General features: G+C 63.2%; 19 protein-coding genes. 12 read left to right on the plus strand and 7 right to left on the minus strand.

Annotation, left to right across the window (positions count from 1 at the left end):
- Positions 1-136: 136 nt before the first annotated feature.
- From GTA51_RS13515 to GTA51_RS13555, 9 genes are all read left to right on the plus strand, one after another.
- On the plus strand, positions 137-592 hold the full coding sequence (locus GTA51_RS13515) for a branched-chain amino acid ABC transporter permease (protein WP_343039518.1): 456 nt from the start codon (positions 137-139) through the stop codon (positions 590-592).
- A gap of 10 nt (positions 593-602) precedes the next feature.
- Positions 603-1,610 (plus strand): ABC transporter permease subunit, encoded by a 1,008-nt coding sequence (locus GTA51_RS13520; protein WP_160961892.1) that lies wholly within the window; start codon positions 603-605, stop codon positions 1,608-1,610.
- Positions 1,607-2,335, plus strand: a complete 729-nt coding sequence (locus tag GTA51_RS13525) for an ABC transporter ATP-binding protein (RefSeq protein WP_160961894.1) — start codon at positions 1,607-1,609, stop codon at positions 2,333-2,335. Before GTA51_RS13520 ends, GTA51_RS13525 begins: the two co-directional genes overlap by 4 nt.
- Positions 2,322-3,032: an ABC transporter ATP-binding protein gene (locus GTA51_RS13530; protein ID WP_160961896.1), complete on the plus strand. Its 711-nt coding sequence runs from the start codon at positions 2,322-2,324 to the stop codon at positions 3,030-3,032. The genes GTA51_RS13525 and GTA51_RS13530 overlap by 14 nt, the downstream gene beginning before the upstream one ends.
- A 12-nt stretch (positions 3,033-3,044) precedes the next feature.
- Positions 3,045-4,835 carry an aldehyde ferredoxin oxidoreductase family protein gene (locus GTA51_RS13535; RefSeq protein ID WP_160961898.1) on the plus strand — a complete coding sequence of 597 codons (1,791 nt, stop codon included), beginning with the start codon at positions 3,045-3,047 and terminating at the stop codon, positions 4,833-4,835.
- Between the two features lie 27 nt (positions 4,836-4,862).
- Positions 4,863-5,519 carry a CBS and ACT domain-containing protein gene (locus GTA51_RS13540; protein ID WP_160961900.1) on the plus strand — a complete coding sequence of 219 codons (657 nt, stop codon included), beginning with the start codon at positions 4,863-4,865 and terminating at the stop codon, positions 5,517-5,519.
- 301 nt (positions 5,520-5,820) lie between these two features.
- Positions 5,821-6,492: a S24 family peptidase gene (locus GTA51_RS13545; RefSeq protein WP_160961902.1), complete on the plus strand. Its 672-nt coding sequence runs from the start codon at positions 5,821-5,823 to the stop codon at positions 6,490-6,492.
- Between the two features lie 181 nt (positions 6,493-6,673).
- On the plus strand, positions 6,674-7,114 hold the full coding sequence (locus GTA51_RS13550) for a S24 family peptidase (protein ID WP_160961904.1): 441 nt from the start codon (positions 6,674-6,676) through the stop codon (positions 7,112-7,114).
- Between the two features lie 131 nt (positions 7,115-7,245).
- Positions 7,246-7,875 carry a helix-turn-helix transcriptional regulator gene (locus tag GTA51_RS13555; RefSeq protein ID WP_160961906.1) on the plus strand — a complete coding sequence of 210 codons (630 nt, stop codon included), beginning with the start codon at positions 7,246-7,248 and terminating at the stop codon, positions 7,873-7,875.
- A gap of 8 nt (positions 7,876-7,883) precedes the next feature.
- Here the strand turns inward: GTA51_RS13555 and GTA51_RS13560 are convergent, their stop codons facing one another.
- The gene (locus GTA51_RS13560) at positions 7,884-8,606 is read right to left on the minus strand and encodes a rhomboid family intramembrane serine protease (RefSeq protein WP_160961908.1); all 723 of its coding nucleotides are present in this window, start codon (positions 8,604-8,606) and stop codon (positions 7,884-7,886) included.
- Positions 8,603-10,258, minus strand: coding sequence for a dephospho-CoA kinase (locus GTA51_RS13565; protein ID WP_160961910.1), 1,656 nt, complete (start codon positions 10,256-10,258; stop codon positions 8,603-8,605). The genes GTA51_RS13560 and GTA51_RS13565 overlap by 4 nt, the downstream gene beginning before the upstream one ends.
- 129 nt (positions 10,259-10,387) lie before the next feature.
- On the opposite strand from GTA51_RS13565, the gene GTA51_RS13570 reads away from it, so the two are divergent.
- A complete protein-coding gene (locus GTA51_RS13570) occupies positions 10,388-11,377 on the plus strand; it encodes an MDR/zinc-dependent alcohol dehydrogenase-like family protein (RefSeq protein WP_160961912.1) in 990 nt (329 codons plus the stop codon).
- Between the two features lie 43 nt (positions 11,378-11,420).
- On the plus strand, positions 11,421-12,926 hold the full coding sequence (locus GTA51_RS13575; protein WP_160961914.1) for an L-serine ammonia-lyase: 1,506 nt from the start codon (positions 11,421-11,423) through the stop codon (positions 12,924-12,926).
- An 88-nt stretch (positions 12,927-13,014) separates the two neighbouring features.
- Here the strand turns inward: GTA51_RS13575 and ligA are convergent, their stop codons facing one another.
- The 5 genes from ligA to uvrB are packed head-to-tail and all read right to left on the minus strand — an operon-like array spanning position 13,015 to position 20,569.
- A complete protein-coding gene (ligA, locus tag GTA51_RS13580) occupies positions 13,015-15,132 on the minus strand; it encodes an NAD-dependent DNA ligase LigA (protein ID WP_160961916.1) in 2,118 nt (705 codons plus the stop codon).
- 24 nt (positions 15,133-15,156) lie between these two features.
- The gene (locus tag GTA51_RS13585; RefSeq protein WP_160961918.1) at positions 15,157-16,698 is read right to left on the minus strand and encodes a glycosyltransferase; all 1,542 of its coding nucleotides are present in this window, start codon (positions 16,696-16,698) and stop codon (positions 15,157-15,159) included.
- A 16-nt stretch (positions 16,699-16,714) separates the two neighbouring features.
- Positions 16,715-17,458, minus strand: coding sequence for a glycosyltransferase family protein (locus GTA51_RS13590; protein WP_343039517.1), 744 nt, complete (start codon positions 17,456-17,458; stop codon positions 16,715-16,717).
- Entirely contained in the window at positions 17,455-18,501 is a 1,047-nt protein-coding gene (locus tag GTA51_RS13595; RefSeq protein ID WP_160961920.1) for a potassium channel family protein, read from the minus strand. The genes GTA51_RS13590 and GTA51_RS13595 overlap by 4 nt, the downstream gene beginning before the upstream one ends.
- A gap of 1 nt (position 18,502) precedes the next feature.
- Positions 18,503-20,569 (minus strand): excinuclease ABC subunit UvrB, encoded by a 2,067-nt coding sequence (gene uvrB / locus GTA51_RS13600; protein ID WP_160961922.1) that lies wholly within the window; start codon positions 20,567-20,569, stop codon positions 18,503-18,505.
- Between the two features lie 116 nt (positions 20,570-20,685).
- On the opposite strand from uvrB, the gene GTA51_RS13605 reads away from it, so the two are divergent.
- On the plus strand, positions 20,686-21,171 hold the full coding sequence (locus GTA51_RS13605; protein WP_160961924.1) for a hypothetical protein: 486 nt from the start codon (positions 20,686-20,688) through the stop codon (positions 21,169-21,171).
- Positions 21,172-21,185 lie beyond the last annotated feature (14 nt).

The raw sequence follows: 21,185 nt of genomic DNA on the forward strand, positions 1-21,185 counted from the left end.
TGAACTTGATGTCATGGCAATTTATGCCATTTTTTCAAAATTGATCGCCTAAGTGGAAAGGCATCATGAGCTTGCACCAGTTGTCGCTTTCAGGCGTCAAGCCTTTTCTTAGCCGGACAGTAATGACATCATCTCCATTCCGAAATTCTCCGGCTTTGTCGTGGCCATCATTACGGCTGTCGGCCTTGCCATTTTCATGCGTAAGACCAAGACCGGAAAAGCCCTGCGCGCCACCAGCCTCGACCGCGAGGCAGCCAACCTCATGGGCATCAACCAGTACCGCGTCTACAACATCGCCTTTGGCCTGGGCACGGCCATTGCCGGCATCGCCGGCTGCGTACTGATCCCCTTTTACTACGTCTATCCGTCTGTCGGCGTGGTCTTTGACATCCGGGCCTTTATCATCGTGGTGCTCGGGGGCCTGGGCAGCATCCCCGGGGCTATCCTCGGCGGTCTGGTCATCGGCCTTATCGAGTCCGTCTTCTCGCAGTTTATGGCCTCGACCTGGACGGAAGCCATCATCTACGCCATCTTTTTAATCATTCTCTTTGTCAAACCATCAGGCTTTTTCGGCCACAAACAGGACTGGTAGGAGGCGCATTGTGAGCCGAAAACAACTCGACCGAACGCTCCTTGTGCTGGCAGGCCTGGTTGCCTTTGCGCTGCCCCTGGTGGTGACCTCGCCCACCTATTTGCAAATCCTCATCCTGCTTTTTTTCTATGCCTACTTGACCACCTCCTGGAACCTCGTCGGCGGTTTCGCCGGCGTGCTGCCCTTGGGCCACTCGGTCTTCGTCGGCATCGGGGCCTACGCCTCCTCCATCCTGACGCTGCAATACGGGATCTCGCCCTGGATCGGCATGCTGGTCGGCGGACTGCTCGCCGCCCTGATCGGCATCATCATCGGCCTGCCCACCTTCCGCATGCGCGGGGCGTACTTCTGTCTGTGCACCATCGCCTTTGCCGAAGGCATCCGGGTCATGATCGAGAACATCGATACCCTCGGCCCCTTGCGTATAAACGGTCCCCGGGGCCTGCTCATACCGCTGCTCAAGGAGCCGTCGTTCTGGGATTACCAGTTCATATCCAAGTTACCGTACTATTATATCATCTTAACGCTCCTCATCCTGGTTCTTGGGCTGACCTGGTTTATCTCCCGCTCCAAGATCGGTTACTATCTGGCCGCCGGCGGTGAAGAACCCGAAGCTGCCGCCGCCCTTGGCATAAACGTTGCCAATTACAAGCTCTTCGCCATGGCCATGTCCTGCTTTCTAACGGCCCTGGCCGGCACGTTTTACGCCCAGCTCATGCTGTACTTTTATCCCAAAGGACTCATGGGCCTCGACCTCTCCTTTGAAATCGCCTTTATCGCGCTGATCGGCGGACGCGGCACCATTGCCGGCCCGGTCATCGGCGCCTTGCTGCTGCGGCCGCTCAATGAATTCACCCGCATCTATTTAAGCGACATGCTGCCCGGCCTGCATGGGGTCATCTTCGGGCTTATCCTCATCCTGGTCATGCTCTATCTGCCAAAGGGTCTCACCGCGCCGCTGGCCGCCATCTACGACCGGCTGGCCCGCAAAATCACCGTCCAGGGAGACGCCCAATGAGCAATATCCTGGAGGTCACCAACCTCACCAAACACTTCGGGGGCTTAACCGCTGTCAGCTCCCTGGATCTGCATATCGCCAAAGGCGAGATCCTGGCGCTCATAGGCCCCAACGGTGCCGGCAAATCCACGGTGTTTAACCTCGTGGCCGGCGTCTTTGCCCCGTCGGAAGGCACGATCCGGTTTAACGGCACCACCATCCAGGGTCAAAAACCCTGGGATCTGTGCCGGCTGGGACTGGCCCGCACCTTTCAGATTGTCAAACCCTTTGCCGCCAAGACCGTCCTTTACAACGTTATGGTCGGGGCGTTTTTGCGCACCAATTCCACCGAGAAGGCCCGGGAAAAGGCCGACGAAGTACTGGTGACCCTCCAGCTCGACCACATGCGCAACATGCTGGCCGGCAACCTGACCATCGCCGACCGCAAGCGCTTGGAGATTGCCAAGGCCCTGGCCACCGATCCCGAACTGCTGCTCCTCGACGAAGTCATGGCCGGCCTGCGCCCCACCGAAGTCGATGACATGATTGGCATTATCCGGGGGCTTCGCGACCGGGGCGTGACTGTCTTTGTCATCGAGCACATCATGCGCGCGGTCATGGCCCTGTCCGATCGGGTGGTGGTCATCCAGTTCGGCCAAAAGATTGCCGAGGGCACGCCCGAGGCCGTCACCAAGGACGAAAACGTCATCAAGGCCTATCTGGGAGGCGAGTATGACGCTGCTTAGCGTGGAACACATCAACGTCGCCTACGGTGACGTCCAGATCATCAACGACCTGTCGCTCACCGTTGAGGAAGGCGAGGTCGTCAGCATCATCGGCGGCAACGGGGCCGGGAAATCCACCCTGCTCAAAGCCATCTCCGGGCTGGTCCCGCCCACCTCCGGCATCATCCGGTTCCGTGGCGAACCTGTTCAGGCCCTGCCCCCGGAAAAAATCGTCGAACGCGGCCTCGTCCACGTTCCCGAAGGCCGGCGGCTCTTTTCGCTTATGACCGTGGCCGAAAACCTGGACATCGGGGCCTTTAACACCCGGGCTTACAAAGAACGCCGCAAGACCCTGCATCTGGTCTATGAAATGCTGCCGCGCCTGCTGGAGCGCCAGAACCAACTCGCCATGACCCTGTCCGGCGGCGAACAGCAGATGGTGGCCATCGGCCGGGGCCTCATGGCCCTGCCGGGCCTTTTGATGCTCGACGAGCCGTCGCTGGGCCTGGCCCCCATCCTGGTCAAGTCCATCTTCGATACCCTGCGCAAAATCGCCGACACCGGCACCACGGTGCTGCTCGTCGAACAGGACGTCAACCACTCCCTGCGGCTCTCGGATCGGGGTTATGTGCTGGAGCATGGCCGGGTGGCCATGTCCGGGCAGGCCAAAGATCTGTTGGAAAACCCCCACGTCAAATCCGCCTACCTCGGCATATAGAAAGGAAAAGCCATGCACGGCTTTTACGGACGCATCCTGACCGTTGACCTGACGCAACGCCGCTTCACCATCGAGGCGACCGATCCGGCCTACCTGGACGCCTACCTCGGCGGCAAGGGACTGGCCACGCGCCTGCTGCTGGATCGCAACCCGGCCGGGGTCGATGCCCTGGCCCCGGAAAACAACCTGATCTTCGCCACCGGCCCCTTGTGCGGCGGCGCGGCCTGGGGGGCCAGCCGCTACGGCGTGTTCACCAAATCCCCCCAGACAGGCTTTTACACCGAATCCTATGCCGGCGGCCGCAGCCCGCAAGCCGTGGACGCTGCCGGCTTTGACGCCATCATCCTCACCGGCGCGGCCGACAGCCTGACGGCCCTGACCATCCACCCGGACGGGTGTACCTTCCACAATGCAACCGCCCTGGCCGGCCTGGACGTCTATGACGCCGACGACGCGGCCAAAGCCCGGTTTGTCCTGCCGCGCGACGACGCCAAGCGTGTGGGTGTGGTGGTCATTGGCCCGGCCGGGGAAAACCTGTGCCGGCTGGCCATGATCGCCAACGAACGCTGGCGTTGCGCCGGGCGCACCGGCGTTGGCGCGGTCATGGGTTCCAAGCGGGTCAAGGCCATCGTCTTTCAGGGCGACCGCCAGCGCCAGCCGGCCGACGCCGCCGGCCTTGCCGCCTACGCCGCCGCCTTTGCCAAGCGCGGCGTGGCCAATAAGGGTGTGCAAGCCTACAAAGCCATGGGCACCACCATGATGGTGGGCATCATGAACGCGGCCGGGGCCTTCCCGGCCAAATACTGGACGCAAGGCACCTGCGAGCATTGGGAGAAAATCTCGGGCGAGCGGTTTCATAAGGAGCACGAGGTCAAGGCCCATGCCTGCGCCAAGTGCTTTATGTCCTGCGGCCGCATGGCCAAGCTGGCCTCGGGCCGGCACAAGGGCATGGTGCTCGAAGGCCCGGAATACGAGACCATCTACGCCTTTGGCGGCCTGTGCATGATCGAGGACATGGCCGAAATCGTGTATTTAAACGATCTGTGCGACCGGCTTGGCATTGACACCATCTCGGCCGGCAACCTGTGCGGCTTCGTTATTGAGGCAGTCAAGCTCAGACGCGTGGACTACCCCATCGCCTACAACGATCCCGACGGTGCGGCCCGGCTCATTGCCGACATTGCCGCCGGAACCGGCATCGGGGCGCTTCTGGGTCAGGGCATCAAGGTCGCGGCCAAGGCCTGGGGCCTGGAAGCGTTGGCGGTCCACGTCAAAGGCCTGGAGCCGGCCGGCTACGATCCCCGGGCGCTGCAGGGCATGGGTCTGGCCTACGCCACCTCCGACCGGGGGGCCTGTCATCTGCGCACCACGTTTTACAAACCCGAACTGTCGGGCATGATCCCGCCCGATCAGGTGCAAGACAAAGCAGCCCTGCTCATTGCCTTTGAAGACCGGCTCACCATCTTCGACACCTTGATCCTGTGCCGGTTTTTCCGCGACCTCTATACCTGGGAGGAGCTGACCCAGGTCATCTCCCTGGTCACGGGCCTCGACGCCTCCGAGGCAGCGCTCACACGCCGGGCGGCGGCCATTGCCGACATGACCCGCACGTTTAATCTGCGCGAAGGCCTGACTCCGGCCGATGACCGCCTGCCCGAGCGGCTCCACACCGAGCCCCTGCCCAGTGGCAAGCATCTGCCCCGGGAGGCCCTGGATACCATGGTGGCCGACTACTACCGGCTGCGTCACTGGTCGGCTGCGGGCGTTCCCGGCCCGGCCACTGACAGCCAGCCCGCCCTGTAACCGCTTTCACCCCAAAGGAGCAGCAGCATGCTTGTCGGCGATTGGATGTCCACCGAGGTGGCCACGGTGACCGAGGACGTCTCCATGATCAAGGCCGGGCGGATCATGCGCGACAAGAAGATCCGCCGCCTGCCGGTGGTGGACAAGGACGGCCGGCTTCTCGGCATCGTTTCCGAGCGCGACCTCAAGGCCGCCTCGCCGTCCTCGGCCACGTCCCTGGACATGTACGAAATGACCTATCTGCTCTCGGAATTAAAGGTCAAAGGCATCATGACCCGGGAGCCGGTGTACATCCGGACCACGGACACCGTGGAACGGGCGGCGCTGATTATGCGCGACCGTAAATTCGGCAGTCTTCCCGTGGTGGACGAGTCGGAAAAGGTGGTCGGCATCATCACCGACACCGATATCTTCCGGCTGTTTGTCTCCATCACCGGCATTGACCAGGGCGGCATCCAGATCGGGCTTCGCCTCGATACCACCCAAGGCAGCCTCAAGCCCATCCTGGACGAACTGCGCCGGTATGAGGCCCGCATCATCAGCATCCTGTCTTCCTACGACCGGGTGGCTGCGGGCCGGCGCGAAGTGGCAGTGCGCATCCAGGGCCTGCCGGAAACCCGGGAGCGCGAACTCAACGCCGCCCTGGAAAAGACCGGCCACCTCCTCTACTGGACCCGGGACTAAGGAGTTTGTTCCTGCCTGAGCGCCCCGGGTCAGGCCGTTTGGCGCACCGCCTCAAAACAGTGCGCCAAACGCCGGGCCTGACCTCCCTTGCCTCTCCTCGCCCCGGACGGTCGGCTGCCCCCGCAAGCCGTAAACCCGTCCGGGGTTTTTCTTTCCCCCGCGCCTGCCTCGCAAAATCAGCTTGGATATTGACGGCGGCGCATTTAGTCCCTATCATGAAATTTCAAGTATTATAGACAAATAAAGTCAATATAGACACACACATGTGGTGTTGTTGCCACACCTTTTTCGAGGAGCTTGTGTGAAGCCAGACCTATTTGAAGATGCCTACGCCAGGATTCAAGCGGCCACCCGCACCAGAACCCAGACAGAAATCGCCGCTATCCTGGGCATCAAACAGTCCAGCATTTCCGACGCCAAAAAAAAGAACACCATCCCGGACGGGTGGCTCGTCACCCTGTATCGCGCCTTTGCCCTTGAGCCGGACTGGATTCTCTACGGCCAGGAGCCCATCTGCCGCCGCGAGGGCTTTACGGCTGCTGTCGGCGTCCGGGAAACCGCCGTGGGCTATGCCGCCCCGCCAAGCCGCGTCACGGTCTACGCCATGGCCCGGACCGAGCCGGAAACAGGCTGCTGGCTGCGCGAGGCCCAGGAAACCATTCCGCTGCTCGAATCCTTAAGCCGCCCCAATCTGCTGGTGGTCAAGATGGACAACGCCAGCATGGAACCAATCCTGCGGCGCAACGCCTATGTCGGCCTTGACTGCGACGATGTCCGGCTGCGCAGCGGCGAGATTTACGGCCTGGACATCCCCGGTGAAGGGCTGGTCATAAAACGCGTGGTCCGGGATCTGGAAAAACAGCGCCTGGCCATCCTGGCCGACAACCCCAGCCATCAAGGGCAATATCTGCCCCTGGATAATCCCGGCGTGACTCCCATCGGCAAAGCCGTGTGGGTCATTCAGGATATCTAGGCCGCCGGGCCTTCGCCCCCCAGGCTGGGCAGTCGGATTTCCTGCTCCCAGATGATACTTTCTTCAATATAATTATTTACAAATTTATATCGGCGTCGTACCTCAATCCCGGCATCCTGCACCGTTCGTCCAAATCCCACTCCGGGACATTGCACGCAGGATCGGCCAAGGGATCAGACGTATGCGCAAACCGCTTTTACCTCAAGCCAATCCCCTCCCCTTTCACGACACCATCCACTTGACGGTCTATGCCACGGGCCGGGCCGATCCCGCCACCGGAGCCTGGGAGCGGGTGCCGCTGGAACGCATTCCCATCGGCAGCCACCTGGATCGCCCCGGACTGCTCGTCGTTCAAATGGAGAGCACCAGCATGGAGCCGATCATCCGGCGCAAGGCCTATGTCGGCATCGACAGTCAGGACTGCGCGCTGCGAGACGACGAAATCTATGCGTTCGACATTGCCAAGGAAGGGCTGACCCTGCGCCGCGTCAGGCGCGAACCGGGAAACGGCGTCCTCTCCCTCCAGGCTGAAAACCCGCTGCACCCGGCCCAGCGCTTCGCCAGCGACGCGGCGGGCCTGACCCCCATAGGCAAGGTCGTCTGGGTTATCCAGGAAATCTGATCCGAGGCCGTGTTGCGCCCTTGCAGCAATACGATTCCAGCGTTCTCGATTGGTTACTGCCGCAAACAGCATGCCGGCGTATCCCACGCCTTGGCACAGTGGGATCGCCGGTTACATCGGTTGCACAAGACATGGAACAGGAACGCGGATTTGCCATCATCGAGCGGTTGCTCCAGGCGCTTAAAGCCCATGGAGCCCACGCTGCGGCCAAACGTCTGGCCTGGGCGCAGCCGCTCGTGACCGAAGGTGACGCTGCGGCCTTGCGTTCCCTGGCGCTGCGCCATTGCCGGGAATACGCCCTGGATGCCGACTGGGTGTTGCTGGGCTGGGGACGGCCGGAGAACGCCGCTCCGTTGCCGGAACTGACGCCGGTCTTTGCCATGTCCAGCGTCAACCCGGACACGGGGCGCTGGCAACGCCGCGAGATCGAACGGATTGCCCTCTCGCCGGACCTTCTCGCGCCGGGCCGGTTCGTCAGCCGCATGGAAGAGCGCTGCCTCGAACCGCGTATCGTGCAAGGGGCCTATCTAGTCATCGACACCAAAGACGCGCACGTGCCCAGGGACCGGGAAAGCCCGTCGGCCTTTGCCGTGGACCTGCGCGGTGAAGGGCTCGTTGTCCGGCTGGCCCGCCACGAGCGCAGCGGCAGCCGGCTGGAGTGGTATGGCCTGACCTCGGACTGCCCGTCGTTTTTCACCCCGCCCAAAGACCAGGACAAGCGCTTGGTGGGCCGGGTGGTGTGGGTGGCCCAGCCCCTGTAAGGTTTGGACTATTCCCGGTCGTAGCGTCGCACGGACGGGTCGAAACAAAACTGGCATCCCGGCGGCAAAAACACCCGCACCAGGGCCAGACCAGCGGCAAAGCCGCCCACATGCGCCCAGAAGGCCACGGCCGCCGCCTGCCCCGCGCTGGCCGTTCCGGCCAGACCGGAAACGAGTTGCATCAGAAACCAGATTCCCAGAAAGACCACGGCCGGCAATTCCACGATCCAGGGAATGAAAATGATCGGAATAAGCGTCGTCACCCGGGCTTTGGGAAACAGGCGGAAATAGCCGCCCATGACCCCGGCAATGGCACCGGAGGCACCGATGACCGGCACCGGGGCGCTCCAGTTGAAAAGGACATGGACGCCCGCCGCGGCAACGCCGCAAATGAGATAGAACAGCACAAACCGCAGGGAGCCCAGGGCTTCTTCCACATTGTCGGCGAAAATCCACAGCACCCACATGTTGAGCAGATAGTGCAGCCAGCCGCCGTGCACAAACATATAGGTGACAAACGCGGCGTAACCGCCTTCGGGATAGCCCACGGCAGCGGCGTGGGCCGGATTGGTGAACCGGGCCGGCGCGACGCCGTAGATGTGCAGGAATTCAAAAAGGACGCGATCCGGCAACAGCTGCTCATACAGAAAAACCAGCGTGCACAGCCCGATCAGCGTCCAGGTGACCAGCGGCGGCCGGGTGCGCGGCACATTGTCGCGCAGGGGAATCACGGTGCCGGCTCCGGGTGCTTCACCGCTGCGGCATAGTCAGCGGCCACCAGCGCGGCAAAACGCTCCCGCATGTTGCGCTGTCGAAGCTGCGCCAAGGTGGCAAGGATGCTGCGCCCGCCGGCAGCCAAGGCGGCCAGATCGCTGTCGTTGTCCACCACGAACCGGCATTTGGCCATTTTCTTCTCCTGGTCCCACTGCCAGCCGTCCAGGCGGGCGACGATCTCCGGGGTCCAGCCGCGCCCCTCAATGAGACGGCGGGCCCGCACGGCGTCCGGGCAGCGTACCCCGACCACCATGTCCGCCATCTCGCCAACCGGCCAGCCCGATTCAAACAAGAGCGGCACTTCGGCAAAGACCGCCCTGTCCCCGGCATGGGCCGCCTGAAAACCAGCCAGTTCGCCCTTGACCAACGGATGGATCAGTTCACAGACTTCGCGGCGAACTTTCTCGCTTCCCGCCATTTTGTCCAGCAGCCACGCCTTGTCCACGGCACCGTCCTCACCAAGAGCCGCCTCGCCGTAGCGCCGCGAGAGCATATGCGCCCCGCCGCCGCCCGGCGCATAGAGCGCGGCCACGGCCGCATCGGCCGAAAAAGTCGCAAAACGGGCCGCCGCGAACTGGTCGAGCAGAGCCGATTTGCCGCTGCCCGGCATGCCGACCAGCCCCACCCGCTGGCAGCGCCGGCCCAGGATAAGCAGCAGCCGCCAGAAATCCCGGGGCGGCGGCAGGCAATAGCTTTGCTCCTCGCCGGTCTCGGAATGGGTAAAGACAAGCTTCCAGGCGTGCAGCATCTGCCGTGTGGCCAATCGGGCCACGGCTCCGACGCGCCGCGTCCACTCGGCGTGCTGGCGCGCGCCGTAGACCACATCACCCAGGATGGGATGGCCCATAGAGGCCATGTGCACCCGGATCTGGTGGGTGCGGCCGGTGGCGATGGCCACTTCCAGCAGGCTGGCCGAGCCGTCCGGGCTGGTCCAGACCGGTTTCCAGGTCGTGCTGGCCGGGCGGCCGCCCTTTTCCACCACGGCCATGCGGGTGGGATGCCGGGGATCGCGGCCGATGGGCAGATCGATGGTTCCGGCAGGCCGATCCGGGCGGCCGTGGACCAGGGCCAGATAGGTCTTGGACACGCGCCGGGCGGCGAAATCGGCTGACAGGGCCAGCCGGGCGGCTTCGGTCAGGGCCACGAGCATAAGCCCGCTCGTGTCCTTGTCCAGGCGGTGGACAATGCCGGGGCGGTGCCCGGCCATCTGGCGCATGTCCGGGAAGTGGTGCAGCAGCCGATTGACCAGGGTGCCCTCGGGAAACCCGGGCGCGGGGTGGACGGTCAGTCCCGGCGGTTTGTCCAGCACTAGCAGATGCGCGTCCCTGGCCACGATCCGAAGCTCGCCGGCCTCGGCCACGGCGTCGCTGGGCGTTTCGGGCAGGCTCAGGGTCAACGTCTCGCCCCCGCGCAGCTTCTGGCCCGGCTTGCGGCAGACAACGCCGTCGATGGTGGCCAGCCCGGCCTCGATGGCGGCCTGGACCTTGCCCCGGGACACGTCCTCGCCGGCCAGCCGGGCGCTCCAAAAGCCGTCCAGGCGCGCCAATGCGCCGCTTGCCGCCCCATCATACACAGCTGTCATGGCTGTCATAGTCTCGTGTTCGTTCATGGTCCCTCTATACTGTGTTGCATGGGCCAAATGCCGCCCCGGGTCAAGGCCGCAGCGACGGGAAACATTTGAAGACGCTGCGGGCTTGGGCTATGCTCAACATGCCCCAACCGACCCCAAGGAGCGCCCATGCAGGCCGCAATTTTTGAAAACGGAGCCGTGCACCTCGTCAGCAAACCCACGCCCACCCTTGGCCCGGGCGAGGTGCTGATCGAAGTCCGCATGGCCGGCATCTGCAACACCGACCTGGAACTGTTGCGCGGCTACATGGGGTTTGCCGGCATCCCGGGGCATGAGTTCGTCGGCCGGGTGGTGGCCGCCCCCAGCGCCCCGCAACTGCTGGGACGACGGGTCACGGCCGACATCAATATCGGCTGCGGCACCTGCCCGGTTTGTTTACAAGCCGATGCCCGCCACTGCCCCAACCGCACCACCCTGGGCATTGCCGGCAAGGACGGTGCCTTTGCCCAATTCGTGGCCATGCCGCTGCACACCATCCATCTGGTGCCCGACTGCATTTCCAACGCCCAGGCCGTGTTTCTGGAGCCGCTGGCCGCCGCCCTGGAGCCGAGCCAGCAACTGCATCTGACCGCCCGGCAGTCGGTGCTGGTGTTGGGCGACGGCAAGCTCGGTATTTTGACCGCTTGCGCCCTGCGCCGGCTCGTGCCGGACCTTGTCCTGGCCGGCAAACACGAGGACAAGCTGGCGGTGGCAGCGGCCCAGGGTGTGACCGTGCGCCAGGGGACCGATGCCGGCCATATCGCGGCCACGCTTGGCCGGGAATTCGGGCTGTTCGATGTGGTCATCGAGGCCACCGGCCGGCCCCAAGGGCTGGAGACCGCCCTGGAACTGGTGCGGCCCGAGGGCACGGTGGTTCTTAAAACCACCACCTTTGCCCCGACCACCCTGGCCATGGCCAAGGTGGTGGTGGACGAGATCACGCTGCTCGGTTCGCGCTGCGGCGATCTGCGGCTGGCCATCGCCTCTCTCAAAGACAAGCTGGTGGACGTGTTGCCGCTGGTGGAAGCCGCCTATCCTTTCGAGGCCTTTGCCGAAGCATTGGAGCATGCCGCCCGGCCCGGGGCCATGAAGGTGCTGGTGGACTTTCGCGCGTTATGAGAACGCTGTTATAGCGCCCGGCCACGCCAACAGGAGTCACTCTATGGACCGCCGAAATTTTCTCAAGACCGCCATGCTGGCCTCGGCCGGGGCCGGTCTGTTGCGAACACTTCCGGCCGAGGCGCGCGGCATTCCCGCTGCCGCATTTCCGGGCCTGCCGCGCGAGGTCTGCTATCCCGGCCCGCCGACCGGGGTCATCGTCACTTCGGTTTTCGATCTTTTCAAGGTCGGTCCCGGTCCCTCCAGCTCGCACACCCTGGCCCCGCTGCGTATTGCCAGCGACTTCCGAAATCTGTTGGAGACCCTGCCCCCGGAGACGCTGGCCGCCGCAGACCATATTGAAGCCCGGCTTTACGGCAGCCTTTCGGCCACAGGCAAGGGACACCGCACGGATCGGGCCATCCTGGCCGGCCTGCTCGGCCAGAAACCCGAAACCTGCGATCCCGCGATCATGGACGCCCTGGCCGACGAATCACGGACCCACACCGCCACAATCGGCGGCAAGCCTTTCATGATCGGCAAACACACCCTGGCCTGGGACAAGATCGAGCACGACTATCCTTTCAGCAACACCCTGGTCATGCAACTCGTAACCGCCCAGGGCACGGCGCTGGTTAGCCGCGAATATTATTCCACCGGCGGCGGCTTCTTCTCCTGGAAGGACCAGCCGGAACAAAAACGCGGCGAACCCATCCATCCTTATGGCAGTATGACGGCCTTTGCCGCTTTGGCCGAAAAGCGCGGCAAGTCCCTGCACGACATCATGCTGGAAAACGAGATGGCGATTATGGGCGTTGATACGGCCCGGGTCAACGCCCATCTCGACTTGGTCCTGGACACCATGCTGGACGGCGTCGATCTTGGCCTTCGCGAAGAGGGTGAGCTGCCTGCGCCTTTTGCATTTTTCCGCAAGGCCCGCCGCATCCACGAGCAGGCCAAGGCCATGCCGGACGGCGATTCCCTCATGCAGTACATCAGCAGCTATGCCCTGGCCGTTTCCGAGGGCAACGCCGCCGGACGCCTGGCCGTCACTGCTCCGACCCTGGGCTCGGCCGGCACCATGCCCGCCCTGGTCTATGTCCTCAAAAATCACGCCAAGCTCTCCCGCGAGGCCCTGCGCCAGGGATTGCTGGCCGGGGCACTGGTGGGATTTCTGTGTAAAAACAACGCCAGCGTGGCCGGGGCGGAAGTCGGCTGCCAGGGGGAAATCGGTGTGGCCGCGTCCATGGCCGCCGCCATGGCAGCCTATGCCTCGGGCGCGTCCCTAAAAACCACGGAAGTGGCGGCCACCATTGCCCTGGAGCACCACTTGGGCATGTCCTGCGACCCGGTGGGCGGCTTTGTGCTCATCCCCTGCATCGAGCGCAACGCTTTCGGGGCGCTCAAAGCCTACAACGCCTGGCTGATGGCCAAAAACGAGATCGTCTCCCAGCACTGGGAAGACCTCGACCGGGTCATCATGGCCATGCTGCAAACCGGCAAGGCCCTGCCGCCAGCCTTTCGGGAGATGGGGACGGCCGGTCTGGGCATGACCATGGTCAACTGCTGAGCGCCGGCAACGCCACACGGTAACGGCCGGGAGGGACACTGCCTTCCCGGCCGTATTGCGCAGGCACCCCGGCGGACAGGCAGCGGCCTCAAACGTCGAAGAGCGATTTGCGCGTCAGGGTCTCCACGCGGAGTTCGGCCAGCATGGCGGCAAACTGCTCCGGCGACAGCACGGTGACACCAAGGGCCTGCGCCTTGGCCAATTTGGAGCCAGGCTCGGCCCCGGCCACCAGATAGTCGAGCTTTTTGGACACCGCACTCACGACTTTGCCGCCGGCCCCTTCCACCAGGGCTTGGGCTTTGTCCCGGGACATATCCGGCAGGGCACCGGTGAACAGGAACCGCTTGCCGGTAAAGGGCGTTTGAGCCGCCGGGGCGTCGGGATTGACCGGCCTGGGGACGCTCACCGGCCACAATCCGATGACCTTGAAGCGCTCCAGCACCTGGCGGTTTGCCTCGTTGCCAAAAAATTCCCGTATGGCACCAGCCACTTCCGGGCCGATGTCGGGCAGGGCCGTCAGTTCTTCGACCGTGGCCGCGCCCAGGGCGTCGAGATCGCTGAAATGCTCGGCCAGGGTGCGGGCCGTGCGCGTGCCCACCTGCCGGATGCCAAGCGCGGCGATGAGCCGGGGCAGGGTGGCGGCATCCTTGGCCGCTGCCACGGCGGCCACGAGATTGGCGGCGGATTTCTCGGCCATGCGCTCCAGCGGCAGCACATCGGCCTCGGTCAGGCTGAAAAGGTCGGCCGGGGTCTTGACCAACCCCTGGTCAATGAGCGCCTGCACCCATTTGGCCCCCAGACCTTCGATGTCCAGGCCCGCCTTGGATACAAAATAGCTGATGCCCCGGCGCAGCATGGCCGGGCAGGCCAGATTGACGCAGCGCCAGGCCGCCTCGCCCTCGCCGCGCACGGCGGCAGAGCCGCATGACGGGCAGACGTGGGGAAAATCAAACGGCTGGGCATCGGCCGGGCGCTTGTCTTCAATCACGCGCACCACTTCCGGGATGACGTCCCCGGCCCGGCGCACCACCACGGTGTCGCCCAGGCGCAAATCCTTGGCCCGGATTTCGTCCTCGTTGTGCAGCGTAGCCCGGGCGACGGTCACCCCGGCCAGACTGACCGGAGCCAGGATGGCCACCGGGGTCAGTACGCCCGTGCGCCCCACCTGGATGTCGATGCGCTCCAGGGTGGTTTCCCCTTCGTGGGCCGGAAATTTAAGCGCAATGGCAAAGCGCGGAGCGCGGTCGGTAAACCCCAGGGCAACTTGAATGTCGAGATTATTGATCTTAGCAACTACGCCATCAATATCAAATTTAAGACCATAACGCTTACGCAACATATGTTCATAATACTTGTACACATCTTCAAAAGAAACAAGTTCTGAATGCTTGTCAACGTTAAATCCATATTTTCCTAAATATTCCATCATAGACTGATAAGTACTCCAAGCGTTACCTACGAGTCCCCACCGAACATCACCCACACCATACGGGAAAAAACTTAAATTACGGCTTGATGTAATATTTGGATCAAGTTGCCTGACAGATCCAGCCGCAGCATTCCTCGGATTCGCAAATATTTTACCACCACTTTCACGTTGTTTCGCATTTAACTTATAAAAGCCCTCAAAAGTTAAAACAGCTTCTCCACGAACTTCCAACATATCTGGAATTGTTACATTGTGACGTCTTGCATATACTCGCAAGTCTAATGGAACATGACGAATTTTTCGTACATTTTCTGTCACATCCTCACCCACGATTTTGTCGCCGCGCGTCAGCGCCCCGGCGTAGACCCCGTTTTCGTAGATGATTTCTAGGGCCAGCCCGTCAAACTTGGGATCCACCCAAAACATCGGAGTCTCGAAGGCTATTCCCTCGCCTTTAAGCTTGTTGGCCGCCCGAATCAGAAAATCGTTCCACTCTGCCTCGCTCATGGCGTTGTCCAGGCTATACATGCGCAGCCGATGCGGACGCGAGGCGAAACCTGCTTGCACGGCCCCGCCCACCCGGCGGGTAGGCGAATTGGGGTCGTCAAGCTCCGGGTGGGCCGCTTCCAGGGCTTTGAGTTCCCGATACAGGGCGTCGTAGGTCGCATCCGTTATTTCAGGATCGTCCAGGACGTAGTAGCGATGGTCGTAGTAGTGGATCTGGTCGCGCAGTGCGCGTAACCGCTCGGCTGGCGTCGTCTCGTTGGCCTGGCCCATCTCCCCCTCCCCCTGCCCCGCTGCTCACTGGCGGGTGAGCCAGAGAGCCTTTTTTCGGACATCCGTCAAGAGTAGCTGGTCTTGGAACCGGCGCAGGCGTCGCAGGTCGCCGGCGTCGAATTTGGCTTGCAGCTTGGTCAGATTGCCGTGGGCGTTGCCCCCGGCCAGCCGGTCGCGTCGGGCGTCGCCGCCGCTGCGCCGCTTGTGGCCAACGACCAGATGCCCCTGGTAGACGGCAGACTGGCCGGCCAGAAAAACCCGCATGTCGCGCTCCAGATCGTCAAATTGCGACGGGGAAAAACGAATGTCGAAATCCCCGCCCGAGGCCAGCGCGGCCGCCGAAAAGAGATGGCAGCAACCCGTGACGCTAAGGCACGGCCGGCAATACGCCCATTGCCCGAGATCCGGGGCTTGCAGTTGCAAATCCGTCACCGTGGCCGGCTCCCCCGGTCCGCCCGGGGCCAGATGAAACTCGGCCGCCTGGAGAACGCTTGGCCGTCCCGCATCCGTCACCCGGCAGCCGTAGGCACTTTGCCCAGGATAGGCAGCCACGGCCGCCCCCAGGCGCAAAGCCCAATCCGGCTCAAGCCGGATATCGTCGTCGAGATAGGCCACGAAATCCGCTGTCGCGGCCTCGGGCAAGGCCTTGAGCCAATTGCGGCCGGCCGGCGCGCCGACGTTGACCGGCGCGCGCAGGATCGAAAAGCGCTCGGCCCCAAACCGCTCCTGCCAGACCGATAAGACTTGGGGTGTAGCGTCGGTGGAGCCGTTGTCCAGGGCGAAAATCCGAAAACGGCCAAGGCGGCTGCGGTGCACGTCGTCCAGGGTGACGGCCAGATCGTCGGCTTTATTGAAGGTATACAAAAAGATCACCAGTTCGCCGGGCAACTCGGTCAATTGCGCTTCGACTCCGGTTTGCAGGTCGTAGAGGCGCAGCAAGGCATTGACGCACCACGGCCAGCGGCACAGGAAATCGTAAAAGGCTGTGATGCCGGCCAAGCGACCGCCCAGGCGCAGTGTCGCTTCCGCGGCCAGCCAGGCCAGTCCCGGGCTGGCGGGCGGCCCGGGCAGACGGGCACGCCAGCGCTCCAGCCGCTCACTGCCGGCCACCCCAGCGGCGGTCAGGGCCGCCAGTCCCTCGACCCGTGCGGCGAGATGGGCACCGTCAGCCGGCCAGGACGCGTCAAAGCGGTCTAAAAACGCCTCCCAGTCGCCGCTTTGCTCGGCAGCGGCCAGCGCCTGCCGCCACGTCGCCGTCCAGGGGGCGGCGGCAGCGAGGTGCAGGGCCGCAGCGTCTTCCCCCTGCCCGCCAGGGCCGGCCATGGCTAAGCAGGCCCGGGCCATGTCGGCGTTTAGCGGATCGAGGTCACAAGCCAACCGCGTCAATGCAAGCCCCAGCCCGGCCAGGGACGCCGTGGCCGGGTCGTCCCGCCGCCAGCCCCGCAACGCGCCAAGACCGGCCTGGGCCGCCTGATTGCGGCCCATAACGCCGGCCAGCAGCCGCTGTCCCAGTTCCACAGGCAGCCTATCGAACGACGGCGGCAGAAAAAAAGCAAACGGTCCCACGCGCGCCTCCTCCAGGCTACAGGCGGTCGGCCTCAACCGACCAGGCCTGCCAATCGGCAATGCGTTGGCGAAACTGCGGCCCCAACCGTTTGGCGAGATAGGCAGCTTCGGCCCGGGCGGCAACGTCCAGAAATCCCGGAACTGACCGGGCTGTCGTGTGGTGCCGGTGGTTGAGAACCACCTGATGATCCACCACCAGCTTCCACCCGGCCTCGTGCAACCGGGATGACAGGATCAGATCAACGCCGTAGCCGAAGGGATTGTCGGCATAATCCAGGCCCCCCAGGCTCTCCAGGGCCTCCAGGCGCAACAGCGGGGCCACGCCGTCCATGACCCGCACCAGCCGGTACTGGCCGCCGGGCCGGGCCACCATCTGCGGATGATACGGACTTTTGACAAAGGCCGGCGAGAACAGACCGACCGGCCCCAGCGTGGCCTCCAGCTTGGCCAGCCGGCCCAAAGCCCGGGACAGATGCGGCGGCCTGGAAACAAACGTCACGTCATTATTGAGAAACCATAGATGGGTGCGTCCCATGTCCCGGGCCGCCTGGGCGGCATAGGCCAGTGCCCCGGCCCAGTAGATATTGGTTTCCAGCCGCACCCAGGCGTCGGGATAGGGCTGGGGCGCGGCGTTGTCCAGAATGAGAACGTCCCTGTCCGGGTCGGACGCCTGCAACTGTTCCTGCAACCGCCGGGTCGTTGCCGGGTCGCCGTAATGCAAGATGACGACAGCCGCTGCAATGGCCGGCGGCGTGGTCACAAAATCGCCCGCAGGCCATCCAGACTATCGCTGCTGCCGACCAGGATCATGGTGTCCCCGGTTTCCAGCACGGCCTGGGGCTGGGGATTAAAGATCATCTCGCCGGAAGCCTTCTTGATGGCAATGATGATGAGATTAAAGCGCGGCCGGATCTGGGATTCGATGAGGTTCTTGCCGGCGATTTCGGAGTTTGCGGTCACCTGCAACTCTTCCATTTGCAGATCGATGGCCCCGCTGCGACCGGCCAGTTCCAGAAAGCTCGTGACCGTCGGACGCAACACCGATTGGGCCATGCGCACGCCGCCGTACAGGTGCGGCACCAGCACCTGATCCGCCCCGGCCCGTTGCAGACGCTGGGTATGGCTCTGGGCGTCGGCCCGGGCCACGATGCGGATTTTCGGATTGAGCTGGCGGGCCGTCAGCGTCACATAGACGTTGGCCGCTTCCTGGGTCAGCGCAGCCACCAGCGTCCTGGCCCGCTCCAGACCGGCGGCGAGCAGCACCTCGTCGGCCGTGGCATCGCCGGCCACGTAGGGCACACCGTGCTCTTCCAGCAGGCGGATCACCTCGGGGTTGCTCTCCACGATGACGCAGGGCACGTTTTCAGCCAGAATCTCGCTGGCCACGATGGAGCCAATGCGGCCGTAGCCGCAAATTATGACGTGGCCGCTCAGCCCATCGATGATTTTCTGCATCCGCCGTCTCCCGATATAGTGTTGCAACCGGCCTTCCACCAGCACCTGGGTGAAAGCGCCAACCAGATAGGCAAACGACCCAACCCCGGACACGATGAGCAGCATGGTCAGGATGCGGCCGTTTCGGGACAAGGGATAGACTTCCTGGAAGCCCACCGTGGAGAGGGTGATGACGACCTGATACAGGCTGTCGAAAAAGCTCCAGCCCTCCACCTGCATATAGCCGATCAAGCCGCAGACAAAAACCGAAGCCAGGGCCAGAAAACCGCCAACCAGCGGCATCCAGGAGCCCAGGCGATGGGTGATCCGGGCCGTTTGGCTGCGCAGGCGCAGGGAACGATGCACCATATCAGCCCATCTCCAACAGACGCTGGCGCAAGCGCGCCACCTGGTCGCGAACCTGGGCCGCTTTCTCAAATTCCAGGGCCTTGGCCGCCTCGCGCATATCCCGCTCCAGCATCCTGATTTTCTTTTCCAGACCCTTTTTGGACAGGCCGCCGTAGGCTTCGGCCTCTTCCTGCACCATGCTCCCGGCGCTCGGACTGCCGCCGCCCAGATTGTAGCCGCCACCGCCAACGCTTAAGGACGCGTAGGATGTCCCGGAAGAACCGCCCTGGCCGTACAGGCTGTCGAGAACGCTGTCCATGGTCTTCACGATGGAGCGCGGCACGACGCCGGTTTCCAGGTTGGACGCTTCCTGTTTTTCCCGCCGCCGGGCGGTCTCGTCCATGGCCAAGCGCATGGAATTGGTGATCTTGTCGGCGTAGAGGATGACCCGCCCGGCAACGTTGCGGGACGCCCGGCCAAAGGTCTGAATCAGCGAACGGACCGAACGCAGGAAGCCTTCCTTGTCCGCGTCCAGGATGGCCACCAGGGACACTTCCGGGATATCGAGCCCTTCGCGCAACAGGTTGATGCCGACCAGCACGGCGAACTCGCCCTGGCGCAGGGCCTTAATAATGGCCACGCGCTCCAGGGTGTCGATGTCGGAGTGCAGATAGCGGGCGGTGACGCCCATAGAGTTAAAGTATTCGTTTAACTCTTCGGCCATGCGTTTGGTCAAGGTGGTCACCAGCACCCGCTCGCCGGCCTCCATACGCACCCGGCATTCGGCCATGAGATCGTCCATCTGCCCCGTGGTGGGCCGCACTTCAACGATGGGATCGAGCAGGCCCGTGGGCCGGATGATCTGCTCCACCACCACGCCCTCGCTGCGGTTGATCTCCCAGTCGCCGGGCGTGGCCGAGACATAGACGGCCTGGCCGATGCGGCCGAGAAATTCTTCGAAATTAAGCGGCCGGTTGTCCAGCGCCGAGGGCAGGCGGAAGCCGTAATCCACCAGCGTCTGCTTGCGCGACCGGTCGCCAGCGTACATGGCCCCGGTCTGGGACACGGTGATGTGGGATTCGTCCACAAAGAGGATAAAATCCTTGGGAAAGTAATCAAGCAGCGTGTACGGCGGATCACCGGCCTGCCGGCCGTCGAGGTGGCGGGAATAGTTCTCGATGCCGTTGCAGTAGCCAAGCTCCTCAATCATCTCAAGGTCTTGCAGCGTTCGCATCTCCAGACGCTGGGCCGAGAGCAGATCATTTGCCGCCCGCAGTTCCGTCAGGCGTAGGCGCAGTTCCTCGCGGATATCGGACACGGCGCGGTTGAGGTTGTCGCGGTCCGAGACATAGTGGCTGGCCGGAAAAATGATGGCCTTTTCCATGGTGCCCAACACTTCGCCGGTGAGCGGATCGGTCTCCAGGATGGCTTCCAACTCATCGCCGAAAAATTCCAGCCGCAGCGCCCGATCCCGGGCATAGGCCGGGATCAGCTCCACAACGTCGCCGCGCACCCGAAAAACGCCCCGGTGGAAATCGTAGTCGTTGCGCTCGTACTGGATTTCCACCAGCCGCCCAAGCACCTTTTCCATGCCGGTCGTTTCGCCAACCGTCAGCGTCAGCACCATGCGCTCGTAGTAATCCCGCGACCCCAGGCCATAGATGCAGGACACCGAGGCCACGATGAGCACGTCTTTGCGGGTCAAGAGCGAATGAGTGGCGGCATGGCGCAGCTTGTCGATGTCGTCGTTGATGGAAGAGTCTTTCTCAATATAGGTGTCGGTGCGCGGCAGATAGGCTTCGGGCTGGTAGTAGTCGTAATAGCTGACAAAATATTCCACGGCATTGTGGGGGAAAAGCCCCTTGAATTCGCTGTAGAGCTGGGCGGCCAGGGTCTTATTCGGGGCCATGATCAGGGCCGGGCGGTTGAGCCGGGCCACAACTTGCGCCATGGTAAAAGTTTTGCCCGTGCCCGTGGCCCCGAGCAGCACTTGGCTGGGCACGCCCTGGGACAGGTTTTGCGCCAATTCGTCGATGGCCCGGGGCTGGTCGCCGCACGGGAGGTATTCGGATTCAAGCTGGAAATGCATGGTGTTTTCTTTTACAATCCTTGGCGACCCAATAAGAGCGAAAAAACCCCGTGGCGTCCGGGACGGCGGCCGCGCTGCCGGTCCGGGGACAGCCCATCCGAGTAAGGAGACGCCTCATGGAGATCGACGTCGTACCGGCAGATTTCAATCTGCGCGTGGACCGGGCCTGGACCGTGTCCATGGTTATCAAAAGCTTCAAAGGCCGCAAGGACGTCAACGTCCATCTGTTCCGCCCCGAATGGGCCCCGGAAGAGGCCGAAATCTATGACTGGGACGTGCTGGTCGGCGACCCCGTCGAGCCGGATCTGCCGGTGAGCTACGAGAGCAGCCGCCGCATCCTGCTGGAGGCCTTCACCGAGGAGGAGCGCGACGCCCTCATTGAGTATATCAAGACCCGCTACCAGGACAAGGTGTCGGAAGTGCATGCCTGTGCGCTCAATATCCCGGTACCGCTCGGTTTGACCGCTCTTTCCGAGCTGGCCGAGGGCAAGGATATCGGATTTATCCATTTCAACAAGATTCCCAATTACACCCTGCCCTTCCCGGTGCGCGGCTACTACGATCTGAGCCAGCACAAACCCATCATCGAGGGCCTGGATTAGTTTTTTCAGGCCGT

Source organism: Solidesulfovibrio aerotolerans, assembly GCF_009856865.1.
Classification (GTDB): Bacteria; Desulfobacterota; Desulfovibrionia; order Desulfovibrionales; family Desulfovibrionaceae; genus Solidesulfovibrio; species Solidesulfovibrio aerotolerans.

What these genes read in the sequence shown, in the direction of transcription:
- GTA51_RS13525 (WP_160961894.1), top strand. Translation starts at nt 1,607, where the DNA reads ATGAGCAATATCCTGGAGGTCACCAACCTCACCAAACACTTCGGGGGC.
- GTA51_RS13530 (WP_160961896.1), top strand. Translation starts at nt 2,322, where the DNA reads ATGACGCTGCTTAGCGTGGAACACATCAACGTCGCCTACGGTGACGTC.
- GTA51_RS13535 (WP_160961898.1), top strand. Translation starts at nt 3,045, where the DNA reads ATGCACGGCTTTTACGGACGCATCCTGACCGTTGACCTGACGCAACGC.
- GTA51_RS13540 (WP_160961900.1), top strand. Translation starts at nt 4,863, where the DNA reads ATGCTTGTCGGCGATTGGATGTCCACCGAGGTGGCCACGGTGACCGAG.
- GTA51_RS13550 (WP_160961904.1), top strand. Translation starts at nt 6,674, where the DNA reads ATGCGCAAACCGCTTTTACCTCAAGCCAATCCCCTCCCCTTTCACGAC.
- GTA51_RS13555 (WP_160961906.1), top strand. Translation starts at nt 7,246, where the DNA reads ATGGAACAGGAACGCGGATTTGCCATCATCGAGCGGTTGCTCCAGGCG.
- GTA51_RS13565 (WP_160961910.1), bottom strand. Translation starts at nt 10,258, where the DNA reads ATGAACGAACACGAGACTATGACAGCCATGACAGCTGTGTATGATGGG.
- GTA51_RS13570 (WP_160961912.1), top strand. Translation starts at nt 10,388, where the DNA reads ATGCAGGCCGCAATTTTTGAAAACGGAGCCGTGCACCTCGTCAGCAAA.
- GTA51_RS13575 (WP_160961914.1), top strand. Translation starts at nt 11,421, where the DNA reads ATGGACCGCCGAAATTTTCTCAAGACCGCCATGCTGGCCTCGGCCGGG.
- ligA (WP_160961916.1), bottom strand. Translation starts at nt 15,132, where the DNA reads ATGGGCCAGGCCAACGAGACGACGCCAGCCGAGCGGTTACGCGCACTG.
- GTA51_RS13595 (WP_160961920.1), bottom strand. Translation starts at nt 18,501, where the DNA reads ATGGTGCATCGTTCCCTGCGCCTGCGCAGCCAAACGGCCCGGATCACC.
- uvrB (WP_160961922.1), bottom strand. Translation starts at nt 20,569, where the DNA reads ATGCATTTCCAGCTTGAATCCGAATACCTCCCGTGCGGCGACCAGCCC.
- GTA51_RS13605 (WP_160961924.1), top strand. Translation starts at nt 20,686, where the DNA reads ATGGAGATCGACGTCGTACCGGCAGATTTCAATCTGCGCGTGGACCGG.